The sequence below is a fragment of the Kitasatospora sp. NPDC007106 genome (genome assembly GCF_040634455.1).
Classification (GTDB): Bacteria; Actinomycetota; Actinomycetes; order Streptomycetales; family Streptomycetaceae; genus Kitasatospora; species Kitasatospora arboriphila.
On the sequence record NZ_JBEYFP010000104.1, the window covers coordinates 1 to 14507 of the forward strand.

A 14507-nucleotide genomic window follows, 5' to 3' on the forward strand; every position below is an offset into this window, starting at 1 on the left:
ACGGCAACTCCAAGATGAGCCGCAACATCGTCGCCGAAGCCCTCTGGCGCGTCACCACCTGGGGCATCGGCTCCCGCATCGACAAGATCACCGGCGCGGTCGCCGGTGCGGTCGCCGGCGGAGCGAAGAACGCGGGCAGGAGCGCGGGCGGGAGCGCACGCAGCAAGGCGGACGCGAACTAGGTCCCCGCCCGTCGGAGCGGGTGCGGGGTACCACCGGCGGGGCGAGCATGGGGCTGGGTCACGCAGGGTGCCCGCTCGCGGAGGGAGCCGGTGTGGCAGCGTCTCAGCAGCCGGGGATGCGGGCCAGGGCGGCCGAGAAGGCCAGGTCGCTCAAGGCGGTACCCGACCGCGTGCCGCTGATCGGCCGCGCACTGCACCAGGTCGTCCGGGTCAATCTGCTGGACTGCGCCACCCGTCTGGCCGCACAGGCCTTCCTGAGTGCGCTGCCCGCGCTGATGGCACTGGCGGTGTTCGCCCCGGCCTCGATCAAGGAGGGCGTGGTCTCCTCGCTCCGCGATCAGCTCGGCCTGAAGGGGGCGGCGCAGCAGCAGGTGGCGCAGTTCCTGGACACCGGGCACGACGACGAGGTCTCGCAGAGCTTCGGCGCGGTGGGCGTGATCATCACCCTGTTGTCGGCGACCGCGCTGAGCCGCGCCGTGCAGCGGGTGTGCGAACGCTGCTGGGAGCTGCCGAAGGCCTCGCACCGGATCACCGCCTGGCGCTGGCTGACCTGGCTGCTGGTGTGGCTGGTCGTGCTGGTGTTCCAGCACGCGCTGCACGACGGCTTCGGCGCGGGCCTGTGGCTGGGCATCCCGCTGACCTTCGCGATGGACGCCGCGCTCTGGTGGTGGACGCAGCGCCTGCTGCTCGCCGGGCGGATCGCCTGGCGGCTGCTGCTGCCGGGCGCGCTGCTGTGCGGGGTGGCCGTGGTGGGGGTGAACGCGGCGGCCGCGGTGTACCTGCCGCACGCGGTGACGCAGAGCGTCAGCCGGTTCGGCCCGTACGGGGTGGTGTTCACGCTGCTGTCCTGGCTGATCGTGATGTTCACCGCGGTGACGTTCGCGATCGCGCTGGGCCGGGTGCTGACGCAGGAACCGGGGGTGGCGGCGCTGCTGGGCGTCGAGCCGACCGCCCCGCCGGGGTCCCTGGCGGGCACCGGGACGGCGGGAGCACCGGCGGCCCCGGTGGGCCCGGAGGCCGCGGCAGCGCCGGCAGGCACGGGGTCGGCCGGGTCGGCCGGAGGGGCCGGCACGGCGGGGACGAAGGGAACGGCGGGAACGGCCGGAGGCGGACCGGGGGCGACGGGGGAACAGAACGGCGGCTCCCCGCCGGGCTCCGCGGCGGGCCCGGCCCCCGGTTGAGGTACCGGACACGGCGAGGCCCCGCCGTTCCCGCCGCGAGGGCGGGGACGGCGGGGCCTCGGTTCCGGTCCGCGGGTGTCCGATCCGCAGGTGTCAGAGGATGCGGGTCAGCCTCGACAGGATGGACGGCGGGGCCAGGTCGCCCTGCAGGGTGACGGGCACCTCGATCCGGCCCTCGCCCTCGCCCGCGGAGAGGGTGCCGACCTGGGTGCCGGCCTTCACGGTGTGGCCGAGCTTGGTGGCGTCCAGGGTCAGCGTGGCGGTGATGCCCGACCAGCCGGCGACGGTGAGGTCCTTGGCCGCGACGATCGGCACCGAGCCGCCGAGGCCGTCCTCGACCCGGCCGACGGCCTGGCCCTGCTTGGCGAGGGTCTCGCCCTGGAGGCCCTTCTGCACCGACTTGATGATCTTCAGGCTGGGTGCCTGGGCGACCTTGGCCAGGTCGACGCCGGCGACGGCCGGCTGACGCAGGGTGACGCCGATGATCGTCCGCTTGGTGCCGCCGATCTCCTTGACCGCGGCCCACATCAGCGCGGACTGCGCCGCGGTGGAGGAGCCCGTCTTCACGCCGATGACGCTGCCGCGCTCGGTGAAGACCAGGTCGTTGGTGTTCGGGATGCGCACGTTGTTGTACCGCATCTCCGGCTCGGCGACGATCTGCCGGAAGACGTCGTCCTGCATGGCCTTCTCGGCCAGCTTGAGCTGGTCGGTCGCGGTGCTCTTGGTGTCGTCGTTGTAACCGGCCGGGTCGGCGTAGGTGGTGCTGCCCATGCCGAGCTTGGCGGCCTCGGCGTTCATCTTGGCGACGAAGGCCTCCTCCGAGCCGGCGTCCCACCGCGCCAGCAGCCGGGCGACGTTGTTGGCCGAGGGCAGCATCAGCAGCTCCAGCGCCTGGTACTGGCTGAGCTCCTGTCCCTCGGTCAGCTGGGCGCGCGACTGGTCCGTGTCGGTGGACTCGGTGGCGGCCGCCTTGTCGACCTTGATCTTCGGGCCGCTCTCGCCCTTCTTGAGCGGGTGCGCCTTGAGGATCAGGTAGGCGTTCATCACCTTGGTGACGCTGGCGATGGACACCGGCGTCTGCTCGCCGGAGCTGCCGACGGTGCCGACCCCGATCACCGCGGCGGCGGACTGGCCCTTGGCCGGCCAGTCCACGGCGAGCTGGTCGCCCTGGAAGGTGAAACCGGTGGGCAGGCCGAGCTTGGTCTCCGGGTCCGGGAGCGGGCGCAGCAGCTGGACGACCACCAGGATGCCGAGCACGAAGGCGAGGAAGACGCTCCAGATCGCCGTCCGCTTGGCGGCGCGGCGCAGCGGGCTGGCCGGGCGGGCGCTGAGGGTGGCGAGCACCTCCATCGCCTCGATGGTGTTCTCCGGCAGCGGGACGGGCGCCGGCACGGGGGCCGGGTCCGGCACGGGCAGCGGAGGCGGCGGCGGGGGCGGGGTCGGCCGGGACTCCGGACGCGGCGGGGCGGGGCGGGGCTCCGGCTCGGCCGCAGGGGCCGGGGCCGGGCTGCCGGTCGGCTTGCGGGTGTCCTTGAGGGCGGCACCGGCCACCTCGCGGCTGTCCCGCATGGCCAGGCGCGGGTCGGTGGACTTCGCCGAGGGCTTGTCGGGGTCCTCGGCCGAGGCGGCGGGAGAGGCGCCGGCGGGCGTACGGGCCTCGGGAGGGAGGCGGAGCGCGCGGGTCGCGTTGTCGACGGGGAGACGCAGCGCGCGGGTCGCGTTGTCGACGGGGGCGGCGGCCTCCGGGCCCTTCGCGGGCTCCTTCCCGCTCTCGCCATCCGCCGCACCGGCGTCGGTACCGGCCTCGGTGTCGGTGTCGCCGTCGCCGTCAGTGCCGGTGCCGGTGTCCTTGTCGGCGGCCGGGGCAGCGGGCTCCGCGGCGGCGGTCTTCTCGCCGGCGGCCGGCGCCGACGGGGCGTCGACGGCCTTGCGGGCCTCGGCGGGGAGCCGGAGCGCGGTGGTGGCGTCCGGGGCGGGCGTCGCCGCGGACGCCTTCCCGGCAGCGCTCTTCTCCGCACCGTTCTTCTCCACGCCGTTCTTGTCGGCGCCGCTCTTGTCGGCGCCGCTCTTGTCGGCACCGTTCCTCTCCGCGCCGCTCTTCTCGGCGGGCTTGCGGGTCGCGTCGGCGGGGAGCCTCAGCATGGTGGTCACGTCGCTCGGCGGCTGGTCACCGGCCTCGGCAACCTCGGCGGCCCTGGCGGACCCGGCAGCGGGGGCGGCAGGGGCGGCGGCCTTCCGGACCTCCGGGGGGAGGCGCAGTGCGGTGGTGGCGTTGTCCACCGGCAGCCGGAGCGTGGTGGTGGCCTTGTCCCCGGCCGGGAGGCGGAGGTGGACGGTGGAGCCGCCCGCAGCGGCCGCCGCGACGGCGACCTCCTCGTCGGAGTCGGAGTCGGCACCGGAGTCGGTGTCGCTGTCCGCGTCGGCGTCCCCGTCCCCGTCCGCGTCGTCGGCGGACGCGCCGGTGTCCTCTGCTTCCCCGTCAGACACTGCGTCGCCCTCGGACGCTGCGTCAGCGTCCTCGTCCTCCGGCCGGTCGGCCGTGGCGTCACCGGCGTCCGGCTCCGCAGCCTCCGGCTCGGTGGTGGCCGCGGGCTCGGTCTGGTCCGCGGACTCGGGAGCCTTCGCCGACTCGGTGCTGCGCACCGGTACGGTCTCCTCCTTCGTCGCCGAACCCTCGGCCGCCCCGTCGCGCCGCCCTGTGTCGGGGGACTCGCCCACTGACCCTCTCCTCCTCGTCCGCCCGGCGGACCGGCTGCCCGCCTCGGCCGGCGGGCCGAGGGCCGCGCCGATCCTTCATTTTTTCCTACGGGTTCTCGTCCCGTCGGGATGTCTGTACAGTCTCCGCCACCGGTGGCGCGTCAGTCGCGCACACCCCGCCCGACCGGCCGTTTTTCTGCCCGTCCGGGCCCGTCCCCGGCTCAGACGCCGGGCCGCGGGGGACCGGTTCCAGCCTGCCGTGCCAAGGTCACGATTCGGAGGCGTACTCGACAAGCCTGTGTGAGAGGCGTCACGCTGTCTTCCATCCACGCGGGGAGGCTTGGATGGGCAGGAGCCGCAGAACAATTCCCGAGGAGCTGTTGCTGCTCGCACTGGACCCGGCCACGGGTACCACTGCGCAGCCCCAGACCCTCGACCTCGGACTCGCCGGGGCGCAGCTGGTCGAGCTGTCCCTGGCCGGACGCATCGCCCCGGACGGGGACCGGATCGCCGTGGTTCTCGCACGGCCGACCGGTGATCCGACCCTCGACCACGCCCTGGAACTGCTGCGACGGCGCGGCAGTGCGGTCCGGGCGTCGCACTGGATCGGCGGGCCCCGGTTGGGCCTGCGGCAGACGTACCTGGCGCACCTGGAGCGCTGCGGCATGGTGACCGCGGTGCCGGGCCAGATGTGCGGAGTGCTGCCGACGACGCGTTACCAGGCGGCGGACGACTGCACCAACGCCGCGATCAAGCAGCGCCTGGACACCGCGATCCGCACCGGCGTGCCGCCGGACCCGCGGACGGCCGCACTGGCCGCGCTGGCGCACGCGGTGGGTCTGGGCAAGCACCTCTATCCCGGCAACGAGGGCCGCTCCTCGCGGTCCCGGCTGCGGGACCTGATCCGCTACGACCCGCTCGGCGGGATGGTGGCGCACGCGGTGATGGACGTGCAGAACGGTCTGCCGACCCAGCAGAACCGCGGTGCGGCCCCGGCGGCGGGCGGGCGTCCTGCGCCGGCGAGGCCGGCCGCGGGCGGGCACCCGGTCGCCACCCGGGTGGGCGCGCGTTGATCGGCACGCGCCGTAGGTAAGTGTGTGAAGGGCGGCCCGTCCGGCAGGAAGACTGCCGGACGGGCCGTCCTTCCGCGTGTCACCCGCCGTCCGGGCGTTCGGGGCGCCGTGGCGGGGTAGGAGTGCGGACACCGCGCCGAGGCGGGCTTTTACCGCGCGCGGCGACCAAGTGCAAGGCATGCCATCCCGATTACACACTTTTCCGATGATCTGTTCTAGTCCGCTGGGAGGATTCGCCCGCATGGAGCAGAGACAAGATGGCATGCTCTCCACGTCAGGGGGGGTTGGTACCAATTTCCACACTGTTCCGAGGCGCAGCGCTGCCGTCTGTGCCAGAGGTCCGGCCGGAGGTCGATGTGTCCGCCAGCGTCAATCCCACCGTGCGCCGCCGCAGGCTCGGCGCCGAACTCCGGCGCCTGCGCGAGCTCAAGGGCATGACCGCGGAGGAGGTGGCGGGCCGCCTGATGGTCTCCCAGTCGAAGATCAGCCGACTGGAGAACGGTCGGCGCAGCATCAGCCAACGTGACGTCAGGGACCTGTGCGACGTGTACGAGGTGGCCGACGAGCGGGTCCGCGCCGGGCTGATGGAGATGGCCCGCGAGTCCCGCCAGCGCGGCTGGTGGCACGAGTTCGGCGACATCCCGTACAGCGTCTACATCGGCCTGGAGGCGGAGGCCTCCTCGATCCGGGCGTACGAGTCCTCGTTCGTGCCGGGGCTGCTGCAGACCCGGGAGTACGCGGCGGCCGTGGTCGCCGGCACCTTCCCGGACTACGACGCCCAGGCGGTGCAGCGCCGGGTCGAGGTCCGGATGAAGCGTCAGCTGCGGATAGACGGCGACAGCGAGGACCGGCTCGGCAGCCTGTGGGTCGTCATAGACGAGGCGGTGCTGCGCCGCGAGGTCGGCAGCCGGGCGGTCATGGCGGACCAGCTGTGCCAGCTGCTGGCGCTCAGCGAGCGGCCGTACATCAACCTGCAGGTGATCCCGTTCAGCCACGGGGCGCATCCGGGCATGAGCGGCACATTCTCCCTGATGGAGTTCCCCGAGTCTGCCGATTCGACCGTTGTCTACTTCGAAGGGGTGACGAGCGATCTCTACCTGGAGAAGGAGGCCGACGTGCGCCGCTATACCAATCTGTACGACCACCTGCGGGCCGCGGCGCTCAGTGTCGCGGACAGTCGGTCACTGATGCACACCATTGCAGAGGGGTTCAAGCAATGACCACCACGTCCACGACCAATCTGACCTGGCGCAAGAGCAGCCACAGCGGCGGCAACGGCGCCTGTGTGGAGATCGCCGTCCCGGACACCCGCTCGATCGCGGTACGCGACTCCAAGGACCCGGAGGGCCCCCGACTGGAGTTCTCGAACGCCGCCTGGGCCGCCTTCACCACGGCCGTCGCGGCGGGTGCCTTCGGCGAGGTCTGACGGCACCGCCGCGACGCGCTACCCGGCGGTCCTCACCCGACCGGGTAGCGCTCCGCCCAGCCCGCGGTGCCGTGCAGTTCGGGCCCATGCACCAGTTCCAGCGCGAAGTCGTCCGCCATTTCCAGGATCGTGCCGCGTCCCTCCAGCTCCGCCACCAGATCGGCGGGCAGCGCCGTCTCCCCGTGCAGCGCGCCCAGCAGGTTCCCGCAGATCGATCCGGTGGAGTCGCTGTCGCCGGAGTGGTTGACGGCCAGCAGCAGCCCGGACCGCACGTCCTCCGCCACCAGCGCGCAGTAGACGCCGATGGCCAGTGCCTCCTCCGCGACCCAGCCCTCGCCGAGCGCCTCGACCCGCTCCGCGGTGGGCTCGCCGGCCCGGACGGCGTCCAGGGCGGCCCGCAGGGCCGCGGTGGTCTCCTCGTGCGCGGGCCGCTCGGAGAGCAGCGCCAGTGCGAGGTGCACGCCCTCCTCCGGCGTGCCGCCGCGGGCCACCGTGTGGACGATCACCGCGAAGGCGCCGGCCGCCAGGTAGCCGGTCGGGTGGCCGTGCGTCAGGACGGAGCACTCCACCGCGAGCTGGAAGACCAGGCCCGGGTCCCAGGCGGTCAGCAGGCCGAACGGCGCCGCCCGCATGACCGTGCCGCAGCCCTTGGAGTGCGGGTTGCGGGGCGCCTCGACGGTGCCCAGCTGCTCGGCGTCGGGCCCGGAGAGCCCGGTGAGGCAGGCCTGGCCGGGCGCCCGCTGGGCGTAGAGCCACTCCTGGCGGCCCAGCCAGCCGAGGTCGGCCCGGCGCTCGTCCGGGCCCCAGTCCTGCTGGGTGGCGTACCAGCGCCGGTAGGCCTTGTGGACGTCGGTCGGCGGGTGCCAGGTGCCGGCGTCCCGGCCGATGTGCGCGCGGATCAGGCCGTCCAGGGTGAACAGGCTCATCTGGGTGTCGTCGGTGACCGCGCCGCGCCGCCCGTACGCTGCCACGTAGCCGGTCACGCCGAGCGGTCCGTGCGCGGAGCGGATCTTCTCCAGCGAGTCGAACTCGATCCCGGCCCCGAGCGCGTCGCCGACCGCCCCGCCGAGCAGGCAGCCCCGGACCCGGCTGCGGAAGTCCTGCTGCTGCGCACGTGACCACAGGGGCATCACGGGTCTTCGCCTTTCGTCCGGGGCGGGCCAGCGACCGCGGCGGGCCAGGAGCCTGCACTGTATTCGAAGAACCGTACGGGCAGGCGTCGGGGTGGCGGACCTCCGCACCGCCGGCACGCGCCGCTTCCGGCCGCCCCGTGTCCGTCCCGCGGCCGCGCACGGTCCTGCCGCGCACCGCCGCGCGCCGCCGCGGACGGGCTACGACCGGGGGCCGATCCGACCCTGAGACCGCCTCAGGGTCGGGTGCGACGACGGGCGTACCCGGATCCAGCCCTGCGGGGCGATGCCCGGACGGCCCGCAGCGCCTCTAATGGAAGGGCAAGCAAGCGACGACTCGGAGGGGTTGAACGAGATGGCGGAGCAGGAGCAGGGGGCGCCGAACCGGTCCGGCCGCAGGACGCTGGTGCGGGTGGCCGTCCCGGTCGCGGTGGTGGCGGCGGTGGCCGCCGGTGTCGGCCTGGTGCCGGCGCTGGCCAGCGACTCCGGCCCGAACCTGCCGTCGGTGACGGCGGAGCAGCTGGTGGCGAAGGCGCTGGGTTCGGACACCGAGGCGCTCTCCGGCACCGTCCAGATGAAGGCCGACCTGGGGGTCCCGTCCCAGCTGCTCGGCGCGGCGGGCGGGTTCGCGCAGGGCGTGGGCGGCTCCGGTGCGCCCGGCGGCTCCTCGGGTTCCGGCGGCGCGCAGCCGCAGGCGAAGCTGGCGGAGCTGCTGGCCGGCCAGCACACCCTGCAGGTCGCGGTGGACGGCCCGGACCGGCAGCGGATCGGCCTGGTGGAGGACCTGGCCGGATACGAGCTGGTGCACAACGGCACGGACGTCTGGGCGTGGGACAGCTCCTCCAACGAGGCCGTGCACCTGAAGGCCCCGCAGGGCGCCGCCGGGAAGCGGTCCGAGCGGCCGTCGGTGGCTCCGGTGACCCCGCAGGACGCGGCGAAGCAGTTCCTGGCCTTCGCCTCGGGCAGCACGACGGTCGCGGTGGACGGCACCATGACGGTCGCCGGCCGGGACGCGTACCGGCTGACGCTGACCCCGAAGGGGCAGGGCTCGACGATCGCCCGGGTGCGGATCGCGGTGGACGCGGAGCACGGGGTGCCGCTCTCGGTGCAGGCGACGGCCGCCTCCGGCGGTCCGGTGCTGGACGTGCACTACAGCAAGGTGTCGTTCGACCGGCCGGCCGCCTCGGTCTTCGCCTTCACCCCGCCGAAGGGCGCGAAGGTGACGGAGCACCGGGCCGACGACGTGCCGGCCGGGCACGGCCTGCCGGGCGGCACGTCGCTCGGCAAGCCGTCCGGGAAGCCGGCCGGCGGCGCGCCGGACGTGCAGGTGACGGGCGAGGGCTGGACGACCGTGGTGTCGACCCGGCTGCCGCTCGACGAGGTGTCCGGGCAGGGCGGCGGCCACGGCGCCAAGGGCGGGCCGCAGGGCGCGCTGTCCATGGTGAAGGCGTTCGGCAAGCCGGTCGGCGGCGGCACGCTGATCGGCACCAAGGTGGTGAACGTCCTGGTGACGGACGACGGCCGAGTGTTCGCCGGTGCGGTGACGCTGCCGGTGCTGCAGCACGCGGCCGGGGTGAAGTAACCGTGGCCGGCGCCCCTTCTGCGGAGCGGTCGGGCCCGGCGGAGCGGTCGGGGGGTCGGGCCTTCGCGGGCCCGGCCCCCGCCGGCGCGTCCGGGGACGTGATCCGCACCCGCGGCCTGACCAAGCGGTTCGGCGACCGGACGGCGGTGGACGGGCTGGACCTGGTGGTGCCGCGCGGCAGCGTGTTCGGCTTCCTCGGCCCGAACGGCTCCGGCAAGACGACGACGATCCGGATGCTGATGGGCCTGATCGCGCCGTCGGCGGGGTCGGCGTCGGTGCTGGGGGCGCCGATGCCGCAGTCGGTCGGCGCGGTGCTGCCCCGGGTGGGGGCGCTGATCGAGGGCCCGGCGCTGTACGGGTTCCTGTCCGGGCGGGCCAACCTGGTGCGCTTCGACGCGGCCGATCCGACCGCCGATCCGCGGACGAGGGAGCAGCGGGTGGCCTCCGCGCTGGAGCGGGTCGGGCTGTCGGCCGCGGCGGGCCGCAAGGCGCGCGGCTACTCGCTGGGGATGAAGCAGCGGCTCGGGCTGGCGGCGGCGCTGCTGCGGCCGCGGGAGCTGCTGGTGCTGGACGAGCCGACCAACGGCCTGGACCCGCAGGGCATGCGGGAGATCCGCGCGCTGGTGCGGGAGCTGGCGGCGGACGGCACGACGGTGTTCCTCTCCTCGCACCTGCTGGACGAGATCGAGCAGGTCTGCACGCACGCCGCGGTGATGTCGCGCGGCCGGCTGGTGGTGCAGGGCACGGTGGCCGAGCTGGCCGCCCGGGCGCAGGGCCGCCTGGTCGTGCGGACGGCCGACGTCGAGGAGGCCGTCCGGGTGCTGAAGGAGCACGGGGTGACGGACCTGCGGCCGGCCGACGGGTCGGTGGACGGTCTCCCGCCGGAGGGCGAGGACGCGCTGCCGGCGGTGTGCGCGGCCCTCGTCGGTGCGGGGGTGCGGGTGCGCGGCTTCGCGGTGGAGCGGGGCACGCTGGAGGACGCCTTCGTGGCGCTGACCGGGGAGGGTTTCGATGTCGCGGGCTGAGACGGTGCCGCAGGGTGCCGCGGTGGCGGCGGGCCGGCCCCGGGCGGGAGCGGCGGGGTACGCGGCGCTGTTCACCAGTGAGCTGGTGATGACCTTCCGCCGGGCGCGGACGATCGCGATGCTGGGCATCCTGGCGGCGCTGCCGGTGCTGATCGGCGTCGTGGTGCGGGTGCACACCGGCGGCAGCCGCGGCGAGGGGCCGGCGTTCGTCGCCCAGGTGACCCAGAACGGGCTTTTCCTGGTCTTTACGGCCTTGGCCGTCACTTTGCCCGTCTTCCTGCCGATGACGGTGGGCGTGGTGGCGGGGGACGCGATCGCCGGCGAGGCGGCCACCGGGACGCTGCGCTACCTGCTGGTCGCGCCGGCCGGGCGGACGCGGCTGCTGGCGGCGAAGTTCACCGCGGCGCTGGTGTTCTGTCTGGCGGCCACCGGGGTGGTGGCCCTGTCGGCGCTGGCCACCGGGGCGGCGCTGTTCCCGCTGGGCGAGGTGACGCTGCTGTCCGGGGACGCGATCGGGGTCGGCGAGGCGCTGCTGCGGGCGGTGCTGGTGGCCGGGGTGGTCGCGCTGTCGCTGGCCGGGCTGGTGGCGGTCGGCCTGTTCGTGTCGACGCTGACGGGCAGTGGCATCGCCGCGATGGCGACCACGGTGGTGCTGGTCATCACGGTGCAGATCCTGGACAGCTTCCCGCAGTTGCACGCGGTGCAGCCGTTCCTGTTCACCCACCGGTGGCTGAGCTTCTCGGACCTGCTGCGCGAGCGCATGTACTGGGACGGCGTGCTGGAGAACCTGGGGCTGCAGGCGGTCTACGTGGCGGTGTTCGGCTCGGCGGCGTGGGCACGCTTCACCGGACGGGACATCACGGTCTGATCCGGCCGGCCCGGCCGGATCGGGGCCGACGGACCGTCAGCGGACGGGGACCATCCGGGAGGCGGCGGCCGCGCAGGCCAGCACCGGCAGCTGGGCGGGGGCGATCAGGAAGAGCGGCGACCACTCGGGGCAGACCAGGCGGACGCCGGCGGTCAGGCCGTACAGCCGGGCGCGGTGGGAGCCCTTGAGGTCGACCCGGTCGAGCCGGTACGGGCCGTCGAGGGTTATCGCGGGGCGGCCGTGGCGCTGCCACTCGATGCGGACGGTGCCCCCGCTGGGGGTGCCGGTGACCAGCAGGTCGCCGCTCTCGGCGGCGTCGAGCTCCCGTCGGACGGCGGGCAGGCGCAGGGCTGCGCCGCGGGCGAGGAGGTCGTCGGCGGCGTCGCGCAGCGTCTGGGCGGCGCGTCCTGGACTCGTGGCGACACGGCGGAACGGCCGGGCGAGTTGCCCTGTGAGTTGACCCGTGAGGTGGACCATCACAACCCTCCTGTGGCCGTGCGGGCGCCCGCACAGAACGGGGTTTCCGTCGGCCGGCGGCGGTGGCACCCCGGACGTTAGCAGTCCGAGACCTGGGTTGAGGAGATCCGGCGGGGACTTCTTCACAGCGGGATTCCCGGTGCGAACGACCCCTGCGCGGAGCGCGTTCGGACGGTCTCAGCGGGTGACGGCCGAGGCCGTTCCGGGGGTGGTTCCGGGGGTCTCGGGGACGCCGTCCGCGGGCAGCGCGGCGGCTGCCGCGGCCGCTGCGGCGAGGGCGGCCCGGTCGGCCCGGATCCGGCGCAGCGCGTCGAAGGTGAGGACGGCGAGGGCGGCCCAGACGAGGGCGAAGCCGGCCCAGCGGGCGGGCGGCATCGACTCGTGGAAGACGGCGATCCCGATGAGGAACTGGAAGACCGGTGCGAGGTACTGCAGCAGGCCGAGGGTGGTGAGCGGGACGCGGACGGCGGCGGCGCCGAAGCACAGCAGCGGGACGGCGGTGATGAGGCCGCTGATCATGAGCAGCCCGGAGTGCGCCCAGGCGGAGCTGCCGTCGACGGCGTGGCCGAAGCTGCCCTCGCCTCGCACCTGCAGCCAGATCAGGAAGCCGAGGGCGAAGGGGAACATCGCGGCGCTCTCGAGCGCGAAGCCCTCCATGCCGCCGAGGGCGACCTTCTTCTTCAGCAGGCCGTAGGTGGCGAAGCTGAGGGCGAGGGTGAGGGCGATCCACGGGGGCCGGCCGTAGCCGACGGCGAGGACGACGACGGCGAGGACGCCGATCCCGACGGCGGCCCACTGGGCGCGGCGCAGCCGTTCGTGCAGCAGCAGGACGCCGAAGGCGATGGTGACGAGCGGGTTGATGAAGTAGCCGAGGCTGGTCTCGACGACGTGGCCGGAGTTGACGCCCCAGATGTAGACGCCCCAGTTGACGGAGACCACCGCGGCGGCCAGGCCGACCATGGCGAGGCGGCGGGGCTGGGCGAGCAGCGGGCGGATCCACGCCCAGCGGCGCTGGACGAGCAGCATCAGGAGCACGGCGACGAGCGACCAGACCATCCGGTTGGCGAGGATGTCGACGGCTCCGGCGGGCTCCAGCAGGGGCCAGAAGAGCGGGAAGAGGCCCCACATGCCGTAGGCGGCGGCGCCGTACCAGAATCCGCGGCCGGTGTCGTGCTCGTCCCTCATGCCGCTCCGTCCCTCACGCGCGCAAGTACCGGCTCGACGGTAGCGGCGGAAGCGGAAGATGTCACGCCCGTATCCACACTTTGGTCATGACAGTTGCCTTACGCACCCGGTTCCGGGCCGGGGTCTCCCCCGCGGTGGCCCGCGGGGTCGAGCGCGGCCAGCCCGTCGAGCACCCGTTGCAGGCCGAAGGCGTAGGCGTGGGCCGCGCTGGAGGCGGCGCCGTGGGCCTCGCCGGCCGCGGTGCCGATCCGGGCTGCGGTCGGGAAGCGCCCGGGGTCGAAGACCTTGGCGAGCAGGTCGGCGTTGCCGGCCCACCACTGCTCGTCGTTCATCGCGCTCTCCTGCTCGGCGGCCCGCTCGTCGGCGGCGGCCCGGGCGCAGCTGTGCACGAAGCCGAGCACGAAGGAGAGGGCGGCGTCCGTCTCGACGTCGCCGAGGCCGAGCCCTTCGAGGGCGCGCAGCTCGTACTCGTACTTGGCCATCAGGCCGGGGCCGAGCGGGGGGCGGCCGGTGGCGACCTCCGCGACCCAGGGGTGGGCGGCGAACAGGGCGGCGTTGTCGTCGGCGACGGCGGCCGTCCGGGCCCGCCAGCCGCCGTCGGCGGGGGTGCGGCGGGGCATGGCGGCGTAGACGGTGTCGAGCATGAGGTCGAGGAGTTCGGCCTTGCCCGGCACGTAGGTGTAGAGCGCCATCGGGGAGAGGCCGAGCCGCTGGGCGACGGCCCGCATGGTGACGGCGGCGACGCCCTCGGCGTCGGCGAGGGCGATCGCGGCGGCGGCGATCTCGGGCACCGTCCTGGCCTGCCGGGGGCCGCGGCGGCCGGGCCGCTCCTCGCCCCCGCCCCAGAGCAGCGCGAGGGTGCGCGCCGGATCACCTGCACTGCTGCGGTCGCTCGACATGGCCGGAATTCTCCCACCGCCTTTATCCGTACTATGTACAGTGTACGCGGTACGGAGAATGGGAGGCGCATGACTGCGTTCGACGGAGAGTTCGACGGAGAGTTCGACGGAGAGCTCGACGGCGGGGTCGACGGAGAGTTCGACCGACAGGTGCGGCGGCTGACCGCCCTGGGTTACCCGGCCCTGGCCGGGCTGCCGGAGGAGGGCTTCACCGCCCTGCTGGAGCCGCTGCGCGCGGCCGCCGGCCCCGGCGCGCCGCCGGAGGGCGGCCGGGTGCCGTTCGTCCTGGTGGTGACCAGGGAGGTGGTGCCGATCGAGGAGGTGGTGCCGCTGACCACGCTCGCCGGCCGCAAGCGCCCGGGGATCGTGGACCGGCACTACCCCGAGGGCGACCTCGCCCGCTTCACCCCGACCGTGGCGCTGCCGAACGGCCGGGCCTACCTGCTGCTGGACGTCGACCGCGGCGAGGAGTTCTGCGGCGCCGTACCGCGGGACGCGATGGCCGTGGTCGCCGACCGCGGCCGCACCCCGCTGACGATCGAGGAGGGCCTCGCCCTGGTCGTCCAGTACCCGGAGCTGCTCGCCACCAACAAGTGCTTCTCGCTCGGCGCCTCGCGCTGCGGCGACCGCCGGGTGCCCGCGCTGTGGATCAGCAAGGGCGCTCCCAAGCTCGGCTGGTGCTGGGAGGGCAACCCGCACAGCTGGCTCGGCATGGCCTCCGCCGGCGGCCGGGCCTGAGGCCGGACGGGCGCACCGCGGGCCCCGGGGGTCACCCCCGGGGC

General features: G+C 74.3%; 13 protein-coding genes and 1 pseudogene. 9 read left to right on the plus strand and 5 right to left on the minus strand.

The features are described from left to right. Together ABZ641_RS12540 and ABZ641_RS12545 are read left to right on the plus strand one after the other, a co-directional pair. A pseudogene (locus tag ABZ641_RS12540) lies at positions 1–182 on the plus strand (dolichol-phosphate mannosyltransferase); the annotation flags it as partial. 92 nt (positions 183–274) lie between these two features. Further along, the gene (locus ABZ641_RS12545; RefSeq protein WP_359981259.1) at positions 275–1363 is read left to right on the plus strand and encodes a YhjD/YihY/BrkB family envelope integrity protein; all 1089 of its coding nucleotides are present in this window, start codon (positions 275–277) and stop codon (positions 1361–1363) included. Between the two features lie 93 nt (positions 1364–1456). Here ABZ641_RS12545 and ABZ641_RS12550 read toward each other — a convergent pair whose 3' ends face one another. After that, positions 1457–4006, minus strand: coding sequence for a hypothetical protein (locus ABZ641_RS12550; RefSeq protein WP_359981262.1), 2550 nt, complete (start codon positions 4004–4006; stop codon positions 1457–1459). 398 nt (positions 4007–4404) lie between these two features. On the opposite strand from ABZ641_RS12550, the gene ABZ641_RS12555 reads away from it, so the two are divergent. From ABZ641_RS12555 to ABZ641_RS12565, 3 genes are all read left to right on the plus strand, one after another. After that, the gene (locus tag ABZ641_RS12555; RefSeq protein WP_359981264.1) at positions 4405–5133 is read left to right on the plus strand and encodes a GPP34 family phosphoprotein; all 729 of its coding nucleotides are present in this window, start codon (positions 4405–4407) and stop codon (positions 5131–5133) included. 356 nt (positions 5134–5489) lie between these two features. Then, the gene (locus tag ABZ641_RS12560; RefSeq protein WP_344626387.1) at positions 5490–6353 is read left to right on the plus strand and encodes a helix-turn-helix transcriptional regulator; all 864 of its coding nucleotides are present in this window, start codon (positions 5490–5492) and stop codon (positions 6351–6353) included. After that, positions 6350–6559 carry a DUF397 domain-containing protein gene (locus tag ABZ641_RS12565; protein ID WP_344626388.1) on the plus strand — a complete coding sequence of 70 codons (210 nt, stop codon included), beginning with the start codon at positions 6350–6352 and terminating at the stop codon, positions 6557–6559. The genes ABZ641_RS12560 and ABZ641_RS12565 overlap by 4 nt, the downstream gene beginning before the upstream one ends. A 32-nt stretch (positions 6560–6591) precedes the next feature. On the opposite strand, the gene ABZ641_RS12570 is transcribed toward ABZ641_RS12565, so the two are convergent. After that, positions 6592–7689, minus strand: a complete 1098-nt coding sequence (locus tag ABZ641_RS12570; RefSeq protein WP_359981268.1) for an ADP-ribosylglycohydrolase family protein — start codon at positions 7687–7689, stop codon at positions 6592–6594. Positions 7690–8044: 355 nt separating this feature from the next. Between ABZ641_RS12570 and ABZ641_RS12575 the strand changes: the two genes are divergently transcribed. The 3 genes from ABZ641_RS12575 to ABZ641_RS12585 all read left to right on the plus strand — a co-directional run bounded on the left by ABZ641_RS12575 (position 8045) and on the right by ABZ641_RS12585 (position 11164). Further along, complete coding sequence (locus ABZ641_RS12575) at positions 8045–9271, plus strand: DUF2092 domain-containing protein (RefSeq protein WP_359981271.1); 1227 nt, start codon at positions 8045–8047, stop codon at positions 9269–9271. A gap of 98 nt (positions 9272–9369) precedes the next feature. Beyond that, complete coding sequence (locus ABZ641_RS12580) at positions 9370–10296, plus strand: ABC transporter ATP-binding protein (protein ID WP_344626390.1); 927 nt, start codon at positions 9370–9372, stop codon at positions 10294–10296. Beyond that, positions 10283–11164 (plus strand): ABC transporter permease, encoded by an 882-nt coding sequence (locus ABZ641_RS12585; protein WP_344626391.1) that lies wholly within the window; start codon positions 10283–10285, stop codon positions 11162–11164. The genes ABZ641_RS12580 and ABZ641_RS12585 overlap by 14 nt, the downstream gene beginning before the upstream one ends. Positions 11165–11200: 36 nt before the next feature. On the opposite strand, the gene ABZ641_RS12590 is transcribed toward ABZ641_RS12585, so the two are convergent. From ABZ641_RS12590 to ABZ641_RS12600, 3 genes are all read right to left on the minus strand, one after another. Further along, the gene (locus tag ABZ641_RS12590; RefSeq protein WP_344626392.1) at positions 11201–11641 is read right to left on the minus strand and encodes a hypothetical protein; all 441 of its coding nucleotides are present in this window, start codon (positions 11639–11641) and stop codon (positions 11201–11203) included. A gap of 177 nt (positions 11642–11818) precedes the next feature. After that, a complete protein-coding gene (rarD, locus tag ABZ641_RS12595) occupies positions 11819–12826 on the minus strand; it encodes an EamA family transporter RarD (RefSeq protein ID WP_359981275.1) in 1008 nt (335 codons plus the stop codon). 98 nt (positions 12827–12924) lie between these two features. After that, positions 12925–13725 (minus strand): TetR/AcrR family transcriptional regulator, encoded by an 801-nt coding sequence (locus tag ABZ641_RS12600; RefSeq protein ID WP_359981278.1) that lies wholly within the window; start codon positions 13723–13725, stop codon positions 12925–12927. Between the two features lie 69 nt (positions 13726–13794). Here ABZ641_RS12600 and ABZ641_RS12605 point away from each other — a divergent pair, with 69 nt between their 5' ends. Further along, a complete protein-coding gene (locus ABZ641_RS12605) occupies positions 13795–14463 on the plus strand; it encodes a DUF5701 family protein (protein WP_359981281.1) in 669 nt (222 codons plus the stop codon). Positions 14464–14507 lie beyond the last annotated feature (44 nt).